The following is a 15,371-nucleotide window of genomic DNA, read 5'->3' as shown; positions in this document are numbered from 1 at the left end:
CATGACCAAGCCCATCGTTCACATGGAAAACATCGAGAAGCATTTCGGCAACATCATCGCCCTGGCCGGCGTCAGCTTCGACGTCCTGCCCGGCGAGTGCCACTGCCTTCTCGGTGACAACGGCGCCGGCAAGTCGACCTTCATCAAGACCATGTCCGGTGTCCACAAGCCGACCAAGGGCGAGATCTACTTCGAAGGCCAGCCGATGTCCTTCGACAGCCCGCGCGACGCCATGGAGGCCGGCATTGCGACGGTCTTCCAGGATCTCGCCATGATCCCGCTGATGTCGGTGACCCGCAACTTCTTCATGGGCCGCGAGCCCACCAAGGGAAGCTGGCTGTTCAAGCGCATGGACATCGAGACGGCCAACGCGGTGACCATCGAGGAGATGCGCAAGATGGGCATCGCACTGCGCGGTCCCGATCAGGCGGTCGGCACCCTGTCGGGCGGCGAGCGCCAGACGGTGGCGATCTCCCGCGCGGTGTATTTCGGCGCCAAGGTGCTGATCCTCGACGAGCCGACCTCGGCGCTCGGCGTGCGCCAGACATCCAACGTCCTGGCGACCATCGAGAAGGTCCGCGACCAGGGCATCGGCGTCGTCTTCATCACCCACAATGTGCGCCACGCCATGGCGGTGGGCGACCGCTTCACCGTCCTCAATCGCGGCCGCACGCTGGGCACCGCGCCGCGCGGCGAGATCACCGCCAACGAACTGCAGGACCTGATGGCCGGCGGCCAGGAACTGGCGACCCTGCAGGGCTCGCTCGGAGGAACCGTGTGATGGCGGCGAAGGATCTCGATCTCATCACCATCGGCCGGTCTTCCGTCGACCTCTATGGCGCACAGGTCGGCGGCCGCCTCGAGGACATGCGAAGCTTCGAGAAATATGTTGGTGGCTCGCCCACCAACATGGCCACCGGCACGGCACGCCTGGGCTTGCGCTCGGCGCTGATCACCCGCGTCGGCGACGAGCATATGGGCCGGTTCCTGCGCGAGGAACTGCAGCGCGAGGGCGTCGACACGACGGGCGTCGTCACCGACCCCGACCGGCTGACGGCGCTGGTCATTCTTGGCATTCGCGACGACGAGCAGTTTCCGCTGATCTTCTATCGCGAGAACTGCGCCGACATGGCGCTGTGCGAGGACGACATCGACGAGGCGCTCATCGCCAGGGCGCGGGCCGTCGTCGTCACCGGCACCCATCTCAGCAATCCGCGCACCGAGGCGGCGGTGCTGAAGGCGCTGGAGCTTGCCCGCGCCAATGGTGCCCGCACCGCGCTCGACATCGACTACCGCCCCAATCTGTGGGGCCTTGCCGGCCACGGCGCCGGCGAAGAACGCTTCATCGCCTCCGCGGCGGTCACGGCGAAGCTGCAATCCACCCTGCATCTCTTTGACCTGATCGTCGGCACGGAGGAAGAGTTTCACATTGCCGGCGGCACCACCGACACCATCGCGGCGCTGCGGGCGGTTCGCGTCGTCACCGGCGCGACGCTGGTCTGCAAGCGTGGCGCGGCCGGCGCGGTCGCCTTCGAGGGCCCGATCCGCAACAGTCTCGACGAGGGCCAGGCCGGGCCCGGATTCCCGATCGAGGTGTTCAACGTGCTGGGCGCCGGCGACGGCTTCATCTCCGGCCTCCTGAAAGGCTGGCTCAACGGCGAGTCCTGGCCGACGGCGCTGACCTACGCCAATGCCTGCGGCGCCTTCGCCGTGTCGCGCCATGGCTGCACCCCGGCCTATCCGAGCTGGCAGGAACTGCAGTTCTTCCTGAAGCGCGGCGTCCTGAAGGAGAAGGAAGCGCTGCGCAAGGACGCGGAGCTGGAGCAGATCCACTGGTCGACGACCCGCAAGACCGACTGGTCCACCATGCGCGTCTTCGCCTTCGACCACCGCATGCAGTTCGAGGAACTGGAAGGGGCGACACCCGACCGGATCGGCGCCTTCAAGCAGCTCTGTCTCGACGCGGCGCTGCGGGTCCAGGACGGTGCGCCGGGCCACGGCATTCTGTGCGACGGCCGGCTGGGGCGGCAGGCGCTCTACCGAGCCGCCGGTCGCGGCCTGTGGATCGGCCGGCCGGTCGAATGGCCGGGATCGCGGCCCTTGTCGCTGGAGCCGGAGATCGGCTCGGATTTCGGCGGCCTATCGGAATGGCCGAGCGAGCACGTGGTGAAATGCCTGTGCTTCTGCCATCCCAACGACGCCCCCCATCTGTGGCGCGCCCAGGAGGAGACCATCCTGCGCCTCTACAACACCTGCCGGCGCAACCGGCTGGAGTTCCTGCTCGAGATCATTCCCTCCAAGGTCGGGCCGGTGGACGACGACACCGCGGCGACGGTGATCCGGCGGTTCTACGACCTCGGCGTCTATCCCGACTGGTGGAAGCTGGAGCCGATGACCAGCGAGACCGGCTGGCAGAAGGCCTGCGCGGCGATCCGGGACAACGATCCCAATGTGCGCGGCATCGTCGTCCTGGGGCTCGAAGCCTCCGAGGCGGCGCTCATCGAGAGCTTCTCCGTCGCCGCCCGCTTCGATCTGGTGAAGGGCTTTGCCGTCGGCCGGACGATCTTCGCCGACGCGGCGAAAGCCTACATGACCGGCGACATCACGCCCGAGGCGGCGGTGCGCCAGATGGCGGAACGATACAGCAGGCTGTGCGCCCTGTGGGACGACGCACGCCGGGCAGGGGAGAAAGCGGCATGACGACGATCCGTCTGACAGCGGCGCAGGCTCTGGTGAAATATCTCACCGCCCAGATGACCGAGGACGGCGAGCCGTTCATCGCCGGGGTCTGGGCGATCTTCGGCCATGGCAACGTCGCCGGGCTCGGCGAGGCGCTGCATGCCGAAAAGGACCAGATCCGGACGCTGCGCGGCCATAACGAGCAGACGATGTGCCATGCGGCCATCGCCTATGCCAAGCAGCTGCAGCGCCGGCGGACCATGGCGGTGACGTCCTCCATCGGGCCCGGCGCGACCAACATGGTGACCGCCGCCGCGCTCGCCCATGTGAACCGGCTGCCGCTGCTGCTCCTGCCCGGCGACGTCTTCGCCAATCGCGGTCCCGATCCGGTGCTGCAGCAGGTCGAGGATTTCGGCGACGGCACCGTGACGGTGAATGACTGCTTCCGTCCGGTGACCCGCTATTTCGACCGCATCATGCGGCCCGAACAGCTTCTGACCGCCTTGCCGCGCGCCTTCCGGGTGATGACCGACCCGGCCGAATGCGGGCCAGTGTGCCTCGCCTTCTGCCAGGACGTGCAGGCCGAGGCCTACGACTATCCGGCCACCTTCTTCGAGCCGCGGGTCTGGCGGACCCGCCGGCCGCATCCCGACCCGGTCGAGCTGGAGCGTGTCGCGGAGCTCTTGCGCCGCGCCGAAAAGCCGGTGATCGTCGCCGGCGGCGGCGTGCATTACGCCGGTGCCTGCGACGCGCTGGAAGCCTTTGCGCGCCATCACCGGATTCCGGTGGTCGAGAGCCAGGCCGGCAAGTCAGCGCTCGCCTGGGATCACGATCTCAATTTCGGCCCGGTCGGCGTGACCGGGGCGGCGTCGGCCAACGCGATCTGCGCCGAGGCCGATCTCGTCCTCGGCGTCGGCACGCGCTTCCAGGACTTCACCACCGGCTCGTGGAACCTCTTCCGCAATCCGGGGCGCCGGCTCGTCAGCCTGAACGTTGCGGCCTATGACGCCATGAAGCACGGCGCCGAACCGCTGTGCTGCGACGCGCTGGTCGGGCTGGAAGCGCTCGGCGCAGCGTTGGGCGACCATGCATTCGCCGCGCCCGATGCGGCCCTGAAACGCGACTGGTTCGCTGCCGTCGATCCGCTGACCGCGGCGCCGAACGACAGCAATGCCCTGCCGACCGACCAGCAGGTGATCGGCGCGGTGCAGCGGGCCAGCGGCGTCGATACCGTCGTCATGTGCGCCGCCGGCACCATGCCGGGCGAACTCCATACCCTGTGGAAGGCGCCGCGGCCGGGGGCCTACCACATGGAATACGGCTTCTCCTGCATGGGCTACGAGATTGCCGGCGCGATGGGCATCAAGATGGCCGAGCCCGATCGCGACGTGGTCTGCATGATCGGCGACGGCAGCTACATGATGGCCAATTCCGAGCTCGCCACGGCAGCGATGCTGGGGATCAAGTTCACCGTCGTCGTCACCGACAATCGTGGCTATGGTTGTATCAACCGGCTGCAGATGAGCACCGGCGGGGCCGAGTTCAACAATCTCCTCGAACACGCCCATCACGTGAACCCGTCGCGGATCGACTTCGCCGCCCACGCCGCCTCGATGGGCGCCACCGCATCCCATGTCACCTCCATCGCCGAGTTGGAAGTCGCACTGGCGGCGGCGGGCGAGGCGGACGGTCCGGTGGTACTGGTGATCGACACCGATCCCTATCCCAGCACCGGGCCGGGCGGCCATTGGTGGGACGTCGCGGTGCCGGAGGTCTCGGCCCGTCCGGCGGTGGAAGCCGCCCGCAAGGCCTATGAAGCGCAATTGCGGATGCGCGCCGGCGGCTGACCGGTCGCCGCCCCGTCCGCCCTCGATCTCCTGACCGGAAAACTGCCCATGATCCGCTTCGGCACGAACCCCATCGCCTGGTCGAACGACGACGACCAGAGCCTCGGTGCCCATATCCCGCTCGACCGATGCCTCGGTGAGGCCGCCGCGATCGGCTTCGACGGCATCGAGAACGGCCACAAGTTTCCCTGGGACCCGGCCGAATTGCGGGCGGTCCTGCAGCCGCACGGCCTTGCCTTCGTCTCGGCCTGGTATTCGCTCAATCTCCTCGTCCATTCGGCCGAGCAGGAGATCGCGCTGATCCAGCCGCATCTCGACCGGCTGAAGGCGATGGGCTGCACCGTCTGCATCGCCTGCGAGACCTCCAACGCGATCCATGGCAACGACGCTGTCGGGCTGGCGGCCTCGCCGGTACTGAATGCGGATCAATGGGAAGAGTTCGGCGCCCGGGTGGAGAAGGTTGCGGCCCATTGCGCCGCCGAGGGCGTGCCGCTGGTCTATCATCACCACATGGGCACGGTCGTCGAAACGCCGGCCGAACTCGACCTGTTCATGGCCCATACCGGACCGGCGACCAAGCTTCTGTTCGATGCCGGGCATTTCTATTTCGGCGGCAACGGGGTCGATCCGGCGCCCTATCTCGCCCGGCATGTCGATCGCGTGGCGCATTTCCACGCCAAGAACGTGCGGCCGGCGGTGATGGCGGATGTGCGCCGCGAAGGCCTGTCGTTTCTGGAGGGCGTGCGCCGCGGTGTCTTCACCGTGCCGGGCGACGCGGAAGGTGGCGTCGAATTCGGCCCCTGTCTTGGGGTTCTGGCGAAGCATGGCTACGACGGCTGGATCGTCATCGAGGCCGAGCAGGACCCCGAGGTCCGCGATCCGGTCGAGTATCAGAGCCTCGGCCTGAAGACCCTGAAGACGCTGGCCGCCGAAACCGGCCTCGTCGCGGACTGACCAGGCGGACCCGGTTCGCAGGGCGCGCCTTGCGGACAATCAACAGCATTGCGGAGGATCACGATGCCCGACCTTCTTCGTCGCCCGAACGGCCGGCATGGCCTGGTTCACGACATCACCCCGGCCGATGCCGGCTGGTCCTATGTCGGCTTCGCGCTGCACAGGCTGGAGGCCGGCGAGATGGCATCGGCGGAGACCGGCGACGAGGAAGCCATCCTCGTTCTCCTGGAGGGCAAGGGCGAGGTTAGCGCCGGCGACGAGGAGTTCGGCGAACTCGGCGCGCGCATGTCGGTCTTCGAGCTTGTCCCGCCCCACGCGGTCTATGTGCCGAACGGCTCGCGCTGGCAGGTCACGGCGACGACGCCGCTGACGCTGGCGGTCTGCCGCGCGCCGGGCAAGGGTGGCCACGCCGCGCGGGTGATCGGCCCGCAGGACATCCCGACCATCGTCAAGGGCAAGGGGGCCAACACCCGCAAGGTGCACGCCATCGCCATGGAAGAACGCGACGTCGCCGACAGTCTGCTGGTGACCGAGGTCTACACGCCGGCGGGCAACTGGTCGTCCTATCCGCCGCACCGGCATGACGAGGACGATTTTCCGCGCATGACCTATCTGGAGGAGACCTATTACCACCGGCTCGATCCGCCGCAGGGCTTCGGCTTCCAGCGGGTCTTCACCGACGATGGCAGCCTCGACGAGACCATGACCGTCCATGACGGCGACGTCGTCCTCGTGCCGAAGGGGCACCATCCCTGCGGCGCGCCGCATGGCTACAAGATGTACTATCTCAACGTCATGGCGGGCCCCCGCCGCCAGTGGCGGTTCGAGAACCATCCCGACCACGACTGGATCGCCCAGCGCGACGCGGAATGAACCGCCCGCCGGCGACGGCGAAGGAAGCGGGAAGTGGCAGCATTGCGGGGCTCAGCCCGTGCGCTCGACCCGTCGTGCCAAGGCCAGGAGATCGGCTTCGCGGCCCAGCGGCGCGATGATCTGGACTCCTGTCGACAGGCCGCCGCGAAAGCCGGCCGGCAGCGCGAGGACGGGGCAGCCGGAGAGGGTGGCGGGCGCCACGCATTCCATCCAGCGGTGATAGCTGTCCATCGCCCGGCCATCGATGGCCTGCGGCCAGCGCTCGCCGATCGGGAACGGCCAGACCTGCGCGGCCGGAAGGGCCAAAAGGTCGAAGCGGGCGAAGAGCTCGACGAGCCGCAGATGCCAGGCGGTCCGCAGCTCGCGGGCGGCCTCGACGGCCAGCGCCGACAGACGCAGGCCGTTCTCGATCTCCCAGGCCATTTCCGGTTTCAACAGGGCGCGCGTCGCCGGATCGGCATGGAGCGGGCCGTAGCGGGCCGCGACCGCGACATGGCGCTGGATCACGAAGCTCTGCCATAGCCGCTCGGCGTCGAAGCCCAAAGCCGCCGCCTCGACCGCGGCGCCCGGAATGCGCTCAAGCGCCGCGCGATTGGTGTCGAGGATGCCGGGTTCCATGGCGAGATGGCCGTCGAAATCGCCGAGCCAGCCGATCCGGAGGGGCCCGTCCTCGTCGCGCGTCGAAGCATCGAGGCCTGGCAGCCCGGCCGACAGCGGCTGGCGCGGATCGGCGCCCGCCTGCACGCCGAGCAGCAAAGCGAGATCGTCGGCGGTGCGCGCCATCGGTCCGTCGGTGGCCAGCGCCGCCTCGAAGACATTGCCGGCAGGCAGGCTCGGCACCCGGCCGAAGGAGGGGCGCAGGCCGTAGACATTGTTGAAGGCGGCGGGATTGCGCAGCGAGCCGCCCATGTCCGAACCGTCGGCCAGCGGCAGCATGCGCGTCGCGATGGCGACGGCCGCACCGCCGCTGGAGCCGCCGGCGCTGCGCTCCGGCGCAAAGGCGTTGCCGGTCGCGCCGAACACTTCGTTGAAGGTGTGGGAGCCGAGGCCGAATTCCGGCGTGTTGGTCTTGCCGACGATGATCGCCCCGGCCGCCCGGATGCGCGCCGTCGAGAGGCCGTCGCAATCGGGCAGGTGGTCGCGATAGATCGGCGAGCCGAAGGTGGTGGTCAGCCCCTTTGTCGGCGACAGATCCTTGATGGCGATGGGCAGGCCGTGCAGCGGACCGGTGTCCGCGCCGCTGGCCAGCGCCTTGTCGGCGGCCGCGGCCTCGGCGAGCACCACCTCCCGCGGGCGCCGGGAGATGATGGCGTTGTAGGTCGGGTTGAGCGCGTCGATCCGGTCGAGGAAGGCGGCGACGATCTCCACCGAGGACAGGCGGCCGGCACGCATTTCCGCCATCAACGCCGTCGCGTCCATGGCGCAGATCCCGGAGATCGCGTCCGGCGCGCGCAGATGGCCCGGCCGGTCGAACGGCGAGAGCGTCTCGCCGTCCGCCTGTTGATGTGCCCCGTCGGATGTCACCGGCGCAGGCCTCCTTCGGGCCGCCGCATCAGGCGCCGAGTTCGGCCAGAAGGCCGCCCAGAAGCCGGCCGCGCGACACCAGGCTCGACACCTCGATATGCTCGTTCAGCGTATGGACGTCGGCGCCGACCACGCCGAGGCCGTCCAGCGTCGGCAGGCCCATGGCGCCGGTGAAATTGCCGTCCGAGCCGCCGCCCTCGCTGGCATGGGCAAGGTCGAAGCCCAGTTCGTTGCCGATCCGCCGGACGCGTTCGTAGAGCTCCATCGTGCCTTCGCTGGCTTCCCAGACCGGGCGCACGACGCTCTTCTCGACGAAGAAGCCGGTGCCGTCGGCCTCGCGCCTGTCGAAGGCGAGGATGTTCTCAGTGCCCCGGTCGAGGTCTTCCTGGCGCTTGGCCATGGACAGGCACTCGGCCCGCGCGATGGTCGGCACGCAATTGACCCACTGGCCGCCATGCATGACCGAGACCGAGAAGGTGCAGTCCTCGTCGGTCATGTCCTCGATGGCGATGAGCTGCCGGGCCATCATTTTCACTGCCGACTGGCCGGCCTTCAGCGCCGCGCCGGCATGGCTCGGGCGTCCCATGGCGGTCAGGTGGTAGCGGGCGATGGCGTAGCGGCCGGTGACCACCGTGTTGCGGGCCCATGCGGGCTCCGGCACCAGGATGTAGCGGTGCTTGGCGGCCTCGGCCTCGATCAGGGCACGGGTGCCCGGCGTGCCGATCTCCTCGTCGGAGGTCAGCAGGACATGCACCGGCAGCGGCGTCTCGACGCCCATGTCGGCCAGCGCCTTGACGGCGCTGATGGCGATGTAGTTGCCGCCCTTCATGTCGCAGATGCCGGGGCCCCAGCAGATGTCGCCCTCGCGCCGGAACGGCAACTTCTCCAGCGTGCCGAGCGGATGCACCGTGTCGAGATGGCCGATGATCAGGATGCCGGGCTCGCCGGCCCTGGGGTGCGGAAACGCGCCGCGCACGCAATTGCCAAGCCCCTCGGGGCCGGGAATGGTCTCCACCTCGAAGCCCATGGCCTGCATGTCTTCGGCGGCCAGCGCCATCATCCGGTCGACCGACGGCTTGTCATAGGTCGGGCTCTCGCATTCGACCCAGCGTCTCAGGCCGCTCAGCATCTGTTCCGCATCCAGCGGGATCTTGGTCACGTCCATCGTCACTCTCGCTTTCCTGAGGTCTCGAACCGGCCGGTCAGGCCGCCAGCCGCTTCTCGACGATGCGCGCCAGAAGGCTGGAGCCGATCGGCAGGATGCCGTCGTCGAGGATGAAGCCGGGATTGTGCAGTGGCATGGTGCCGCCATGGCCGACCCAGCAATAGGAGCCGGGGACCGCGTGCAGCATGTCGGCGAAATCCTCGCTGCCCATGGTCGGGCGGGGATCGGTGAAGACCTTGTCTTCGCCGACGATCTCGACGGCGACTTCGCGCAGCGCCTCGGTCTCGGCCTCGTGGTTTTCCAGCACCGAGAAGACGTCGCGGATGTCGACCGCGATCTCGCAGTCGTAGCTCGCCGCGAAACCGGCGGCGATCTCGCGGATGCGGGTGGCGACGAGCTCGCCGACATCGTCGTGGAAGTAGCGGATCGTGCCGCCGAGATCGGCCTCTTCGGGAATGACGTTGTAGGCCGAACCCGCCGTGAACTTGGTGATCGACAGCACCGCCGGCTTCAGCGGGTTGACGTTGCGGCTGACGATCGACTGCAGGCTCTGGCCGAGCGCCATGGCGATGACGATCGGGTCCTTGGAATTGTGCGGCATGGCCGCATGGCTGCCGCGCGCCTTGATCTGGATGTCGAAGAACTTGGCGCCGGCCATCGCCTTGCCCGGGAAGACCGCGACCTCGCCCAGTTCCAGATCGGGCATGTTGTGCAGGCCGTAGATCTCGTCGCAGGGGAAGCGCTCGAACAGGCGGTCGGCGATCATCGCGCGGGCGCCGCCCAGCCCTTCCTCGGCGGGCTGGAAGACGAACATCGCGGTGCCCTTGAAGCCGCGATTTGCCGCCAGATAGCGCGCCGCGCCGAGCAGCATGGTGGTGTGGCCGTCATGACCGCAGCCATGGAAGCGGCCGGGATTGGTCGAGCGGTAGGGAAGGTTGGTGAACTCCTCCATCGGCAGGGCGTCCATGTCGGCGCGCAGGCCGATGGTCCGGCCGTCGCCGCCGGCGCCCCTCAGCAGGCCGACGACGCCGGTACCGCCGATTCCCTCGTGGATCTCGTCGACGCCGTAGCTCTTCAGCGCCGCAGCGACGATGGCGGCGGTGCGCCTCTCCTCGAAGCCGATCTCCGGATGGGCGTGCAAATCGTGGCGGATCGCCGTCAGGTCTTCAGCGAAACTCTTGATCTCGGGAATGATGGTCATGGTCGGGTTTCCTCGTTTCGCGGCCGGGGCAAGGCGGCCGCAGGCATTACGACGGATGGGATTCGGCGGGATCGAACACCGGGCCGGTGGGCGACAGGTCGATGCCGGGCCGCAGCCGGCGGAAGGGCAGGTCGGCCGGCGACAGGGGCATGGGGCCCGGTGCCGTGCAGGTCAGGATGGTCTCGGCGATGGGCGCGAAATCGGCGCGGAAATGCACCGAGCTCTTGTTGACGAGGATCGCTTCACCCTCCGGCTCGATGCCGACGAAGCGATACATCTCGCGGTCGGCCATCTGCGCCTTGGCCGAGGCGACGACGACGCGCACGCCGCCGATTTTCAGGCAGGCGGACGGGCCGAGCCGCATGCGCGCGCCGCCATAGAACGCGCCGGAGGCGATCAGGTCGCCGTCAGAGAGGGCCGTGACCTCGAAGGTGCCGGTAAAGGGCGTGTCGCCGGCAACGCCATCGGCGCCGCTGAGGGTGATTTCGGTCGTCGCTCCGACACCCGCCGCATGGGCCGCAGCCGCCGCCTTCGGATCGAAGATCACGCCGATCGCGGCGCGCTGCGCGTCGGCTTCGATCAGCGCCTTCAGCATGCCTGTGGTGTTGGAATCGCCGCCGGCGCCGGGATTGTCCTGGGTGTCGGCAATGACGACCGGGCGCGTGGCGCCTGTCGCGATCCGCATCGCCTCGCGCACCCCGTCCAGCGGCGCAAACGCCTTGCCGGCATAGGCGGAACGGGCCGCGAGGACCCTGTCTGCCAGGGCGTCCGCGGCGACATCGGCCGCCGCCTGATCGGCGCCATAGGCGAGAACGGACGGGCCGCAATCGGCAAAGTCGGCGGCCGGAAAGCCGCAGAGATAGGAGACGCTGGCAACGCCGCCGGTCTCCATCTCCGGCAGGCCGCCATAAAGCGTGGCATTCGGCTCCATGGTGGTCGATTGCCAGGCGATGGGGATCAGGAAGGGAATCTGCCGGAAGGCTCTGGCGTGGCGCTGGCCGGCCAGCAGTGGGACCAGCTGTTCGGCGGTGCGGCGTCCGGTCTCGGCCATGTCGACATGGGGATAGGTGCGGTAGGCGACGAGGAGATCGGCCTCGGCCACCATCTGGGGCGTGACGTTGCCGTGGAGGTCGAGGCTGGCGACCAGCGGCACGTCGGGGCCGATGACCCGGCGCACCCGCGCCAGAAGCTCGCCTTCGCCATCGTCGAGATGGGTGCAGACCATGGCACCGTGGAGATCAAGATAGACCGCGTCGAGCGGCAGTGCGGCCTCGATCGCCGCGACGATGCGGGCGGCGATCGCCTCATAGGCGTCTTCGGTGACATGGGCGGAGGGCACCGCTGCGCACCACAGCGTCGGCACGAGGTGCCAGCCGCGTCGCTCGGCTTCGGTGACGAAGCCGCAGATGCCCATGTTGACGTCGCGCGTCGCCGCGATCATCGCCGGGCCCTCCGCCAGCGCCGGCCAGCCACCACCATGCTCGAAGGCGGCGTAGTCCGCTCTGGTCGGCGCGAACGTATTGGTCTCGTGCATGAACCCGCCGACCGCGATGCGCGGAGCGGGCGTTCTTGTGCTGTCGTCTGTCATGCCGGTACGGTCGTGTCCCTGAAGCCTGCGGCGCCGGGCAGCGGGCGGAAATTCGGAAAGTCCCAGTAGCGGCCGGGGGCCGCGTCGATCAGTTCGCGCGTATAGGCCTCGCGCGGATTGCCCAGCACCTCGGCGGTCGGGCCGTATTCCACCACCAGGCCGCGCTGCATCACCACCACCTCGTCGCAAATCTGCGCGGCGACGCGCAGGTCGTGGGTGATGAACAGGAGGGCGACACCGAGCCGCGCCTGGATGTCGTCGAGAAGGTCGAGGACCTGCGCCTGTACCGAGACGTCGAGGGCCGACACCGCCTCGTCGGCGACGAGGACGTCCGGCTCCATGGCGAGCGCCCGGGCGATGGCGATGCGCTGGCGCTGGCCGCCGGAAAACTGGTGCGGATGGCGGTCGATGGCGTCCTTGGGCAGGCCGACGAGTTCCAGCAGCGTCTTGGCCTGCTCGCGCGCCTCGCGGGGCGGGGTGCCGTAGTTGATCGGGCCCTCGGTGATACTGTCGCCCACCGTCAGCCGCGGATTGAGCGAGCGGTTGGGGTCTTGGAAGATCATCTGGATGCGCTTGCGCCACGGCCGCAGCGCCCGTCGCGACAGGCCCGAAATGTCGGAGCCGCGCAGGCGGATGCTGCCGGAAGTGGGTTCGATCAGCCGCATGACGCAGCGCGCCACGGTGGACTTGCCCGAGCCGCTCTCGCCGACGATGCCGAGGGTGCGGCCACGCCCGAGGATCAGGTTGACGTCCTTCGCCGCGACAGTGCCCTCGCGTTTGCGGAACAGCGAGCCCTGGCTGTAGGTCATGCCGAGTTCGCTGGTCTCCAGCACGATCTCGCGGGAGGCCGCGGGTCGGGCGTCGCGCGGCCGCAGCGCCGGCACGGCGGTTAGGAGGTTGCGGGTATAGGGCTTGGTCGGGGCGGTGAGGATCGCCTCGATCGGCCCGGATTCGACGATCTCGCCGGCCCGCATGACGTAGACCCGGTCGGCGATGTCGGCGACCACGCCCATGTCATGTGTGATGAACAGCACCGAAGTGCCGAGGCGTTCCTGGATCTCGCGGATCAGCTTCAGGATCTGCTTCTGGGTGGTCACGTCGAGGGCGGTGGTCGGCTCGTCGGCGATCAGCAGCCTGGGTTCGAGAACCAGCGCCATGGCGATCATCACCCGCTGACGCTGGCCGCCCGAGAGCTGGTGCGGATAGGAGCGGCACATGCGCTCCACATCCGGCAGATGAACGAGCGAGAGAATGTCGCGGATGCGGGTGCGGCGGTCGGCGGTGCTCATGCTGGCATGGGCGCTCAGCACTTCCTCGAGCTGGCTCTCGACGGTCATCACCGGGTTGAGCGCCGTCATCGGCTCCTGGAAGATCATCGACATGCGGGTGGCGCGCAGCTGGCGCAGCCGCGCCGGGCTGGCGGTCAGGACATCCTCGCCCTCGACGAGGATGCGGCCCGAGCGGGCGGTGAGCGCCCCCTTCGGCAACAGCCCCATCGTGGCCAGCGACGTCACCGACTTGCCGGAGCCGCTTTCGCCGACGAGACAGACGGTCTCGCCGGCGCCGACGCGCAGCGAGATGCCGTCGAGGATCGGGGCGGGGGCGCGGCCGCGTGTGGTGACGACGAGATCCTCGACGACGAGGACGTCGCCGGTGCTCGCGGCGGCGGGGTGGGCGTGGTCGCTCATCAGGCCTCCCTCTTCTTGCCGAGGCGCGGGTCCATGACGTCGCGGGCGGTGTCGCCGAGAATGTTGATCGACAGGATGGCCAGCGACAGGAACAGGCCCGGCCAGAAGATCAGCGACGGCTTGAGCTGGAAGTAAAGCCGGCCCTCCGACATGATGTTGCCCCAGGACGGCGTCTCGGTGCCGATGCCGGCGCCCAGAAACGACAGGATCGCCTCGGTCAGGATCGCCGAGGCGCAGACATAGGTGCCCTGCACAATCAGCGGCGCGATGGTGTTGGGCGTCAGGTGCCGCCACATGATTTTCGGCAGGCTGGAGCCGACCGCGATGGCGGCCTCGACATAGGGCTCCTCGCGCGCCGATAGGACGACCGAGCGCACCAGCCGTACGACCCGCGGGATTTCCGGAATGGTGATGGCTATGAGCACGGTCCAGAGGCTGGAGCCGGCCAGCGACACGATGGCGATGGCGAGGAGCACGCTGGGGATCGCCATCAGGCCGTCCATGATCCGCATCAGGATGGCGTCGAGCCAGCGGAAGAAGCCCGAGATCAGGCCGAGCGGCAGGCCGATCAGCACCGCCACGAGGGCCGCGCCGATGCCGACGATCAGCGAGACGCGGGCGCCGTAGAGCGTGCGCGAGAAGACGTCGCGGCCATAGGCGTCGGTGCCGAAGGGATGGGTGGCGCTGGCGCCCGCCAGCCGCTCCATCGGGTTCATGGCGATCGGGTCGAAGGGCGCGATGACCGGCGCCAAAAGCGCGCCGATGACGATGACCGCCAGGCAGATCGCGGCGAGGGTCGGCGCGAAGCGCAGATCCGCCAGTTCGATCCGCGGCAGGAAGCGGCGCTTGATGACCGGCTCGGCAATCGGGGGCAGGGTGTCTCTCCTCGCCATCAGTATCGGATCCTCGGGTCCATGAACGCGTAGGAGATGTCGATCAGGAGGTTGATCACCACGTAGATGCCGCTGGTCAGGAGGATCAGCGCCTGGATCACCGGGTAGTCGCGGGCCAGGATGGCATCGACGGTGAGCCGGCCCAGGCCGGGAATGTTGAAGACGCTCTCGGTGACGACGACGCCGGAGATCATCAGCGCGAAACCGGTGCCGACGACGGTGAGGATCGGCACGGCGGCGTTGCGCAGCGCATGGCGGAACAGGACGATCCGCTCCGACAGGCCCTTGGCCCGCGCGGTGCGCACATAGTCCTCGTCGAGGACGTCCAGCATCGCGGCGCGGGTCATGCGGGCGATCAGCGCGATGTAGATCGTCGCCAGGGTGAAGGCCGGCAGGATGATGCGCGCCAGGAACGGCCCGACGCCGTCGAAGATGCTCTTGAAGCCCTGGACCGGCAGCAGCTTGAGGTCGATGGCGAAGATCTGGATGAAGATGTAGCCGGTGACGAAGACCGGGATCGAGAAGCCCAGCACCGAGATCGCCATGATGACGTTGTCGGTGAGCGTGCCGTGGCGCCAGGCGGCGAGGACACCCATCGGGATCGACAGGAGAAGCGTGATCGCCATGGTCACGAGGGCGAGGCTGAGGGTCGGCTCCAGCCGCTGGCCGATCAGGGTCAGGACCGGCGTGCGCGAGATCAGCGACCGGCCGAAATCGCCGCTCAGCAGCTGGCCGCTCCAGGTGATGAACTGGGTCACCAGCGGCTCGTTGAGGCCGAGGCTCTGGCGGATCTGGGCGAGCTGTTCGGGGGTCGCCATGTCGCCGGCGATGATCGCGGCCGGGTCGCCCGGCGTCAGCCGCAACAAGAGGAAGACGAACAGCGCCACGACGATCAGCACCGGCACGGAGGCCAGGACGCGGCGGAAGATGTAGGCGAGCATGGGTCGAGCCTCGCGGCG

General features: G+C 68.5%; 12 protein-coding genes. 5 read left to right on the top strand and 7 right to left on the bottom strand.

Annotated features, from left to right (window positions below; all coding sequences use genetic code 11):
* Nucleotide 1: 1 nt before the first annotated feature.
* From N7I30_RS02190 to iolB, 5 genes are all read left to right on the top strand, one after another.
* On the top strand, nt 2–781 hold the full coding sequence (locus tag N7I30_RS02190) for an ATP-binding cassette domain-containing protein (protein WP_228239607.1): 780 nt from the start codon (nt 2–4) through the stop codon (nt 779–781).
* On the top strand, nt 781–2,700 hold the full coding sequence (locus N7I30_RS02185) for a bifunctional 5-dehydro-2-deoxygluconokinase/5-dehydro-2-deoxyphosphogluconate aldolase (RefSeq protein WP_498636388.1): 1,920 nt from the start codon (nt 781–783) through the stop codon (nt 2,698–2,700). Before N7I30_RS02190 ends, N7I30_RS02185 begins: the two co-directional genes overlap by 1 nt.
* Entirely contained in the window at nt 2,697–4,526 is a 1,830-nt protein-coding gene (gene iolD / locus N7I30_RS02180) for a 3D-(3,5/4)-trihydroxycyclohexane-1,2-dione acylhydrolase (decyclizing) (protein WP_498636386.1), read from the top strand. Before N7I30_RS02185 ends, iolD begins: the two co-directional genes overlap by 4 nt.
* 48 nt (nt 4,527–4,574) lie before the next feature.
* Nucleotides 4,575–5,480: a myo-inosose-2 dehydratase gene (gene iolE, locus N7I30_RS02175; protein ID WP_498636384.1), complete on the top strand. Its 906-nt coding sequence runs from the start codon at nt 4,575–4,577 to the stop codon at nt 5,478–5,480.
* Nucleotides 5,481–5,543: 63 nt separating this feature from the next.
* Nucleotides 5,544–6,353 (top strand): 5-deoxy-glucuronate isomerase, encoded by an 810-nt coding sequence (iolB, locus tag N7I30_RS02170; RefSeq protein ID WP_498636382.1) that lies wholly within the window; start codon nt 5,544–5,546, stop codon nt 6,351–6,353.
* A gap of 51 nt (nt 6,354–6,404) precedes the next feature.
* Here iolB and N7I30_RS02165 read toward each other — a convergent pair whose 3' ends face one another.
* From N7I30_RS02165 to N7I30_RS02135, 7 genes are read right to left on the bottom strand one after another with little or no spacing between them, the layout of a single operon-like run.
* The gene (locus N7I30_RS02165; protein WP_498636380.1) at nt 6,405–7,877 is read right to left on the bottom strand and encodes an amidase; all 1,473 of its coding nucleotides are present in this window, start codon (nt 7,875–7,877) and stop codon (nt 6,405–6,407) included.
* A 28-nt stretch (nt 7,878–7,905) separates the two neighbouring features.
* A complete protein-coding gene (locus tag N7I30_RS02160; RefSeq protein ID WP_491389761.1) occupies nt 7,906–9,042 on the bottom strand; it encodes a M20/M25/M40 family metallo-hydrolase in 1,137 nt (378 codons plus the stop codon).
* A 37-nt stretch (nt 9,043–9,079) separates the two neighbouring features.
* Nucleotides 9,080–10,243: a M20 aminoacylase family protein gene (locus N7I30_RS02155; protein ID WP_498636378.1), complete on the bottom strand. Its 1,164-nt coding sequence runs from the start codon at nt 10,241–10,243 to the stop codon at nt 9,080–9,082.
* A gap of 46 nt (nt 10,244–10,289) precedes the next feature.
* Complete coding sequence (locus N7I30_RS02150; protein WP_498636376.1) at nt 10,290–11,831, bottom strand: M81 family metallopeptidase; 1,542 nt, start codon at nt 11,829–11,831, stop codon at nt 10,290–10,292.
* Nucleotides 11,828–13,519, bottom strand: a complete 1,692-nt coding sequence (locus N7I30_RS02145) for an ABC transporter ATP-binding protein (protein WP_498636374.1) — start codon at nt 13,517–13,519, stop codon at nt 11,828–11,830. The genes N7I30_RS02150 and N7I30_RS02145 overlap by 4 nt, the downstream gene beginning before the upstream one ends.
* Nucleotides 13,519–14,412 carry an ABC transporter permease gene (locus tag N7I30_RS02140; RefSeq protein ID WP_024350166.1) on the bottom strand — a complete coding sequence of 298 codons (894 nt, stop codon included), beginning with the start codon at nt 14,410–14,412 and terminating at the stop codon, nt 13,519–13,521. Before N7I30_RS02140 ends, N7I30_RS02145 begins: the two co-directional genes overlap by 1 nt.
* Complete coding sequence (locus tag N7I30_RS02135) at nt 14,412–15,353, bottom strand: ABC transporter permease (protein WP_009210491.1); 942 nt, start codon at nt 15,351–15,353, stop codon at nt 14,412–14,414. Before N7I30_RS02135 ends, N7I30_RS02140 begins: the two co-directional genes overlap by 1 nt.
* Nucleotides 15,354–15,371 lie beyond the last annotated feature (18 nt).

The organism is Aurantimonas litoralis, assembly GCF_026153195.1.
Lineage (GTDB): Bacteria > Pseudomonadota > Alphaproteobacteria > Rhizobiales > Rhizobiaceae > Aurantimonas > Aurantimonas coralicida.
Note: the sequence above shows the minus strand (reverse complement) of the source record. Positions and strands in the feature narration are given on the sequence as shown.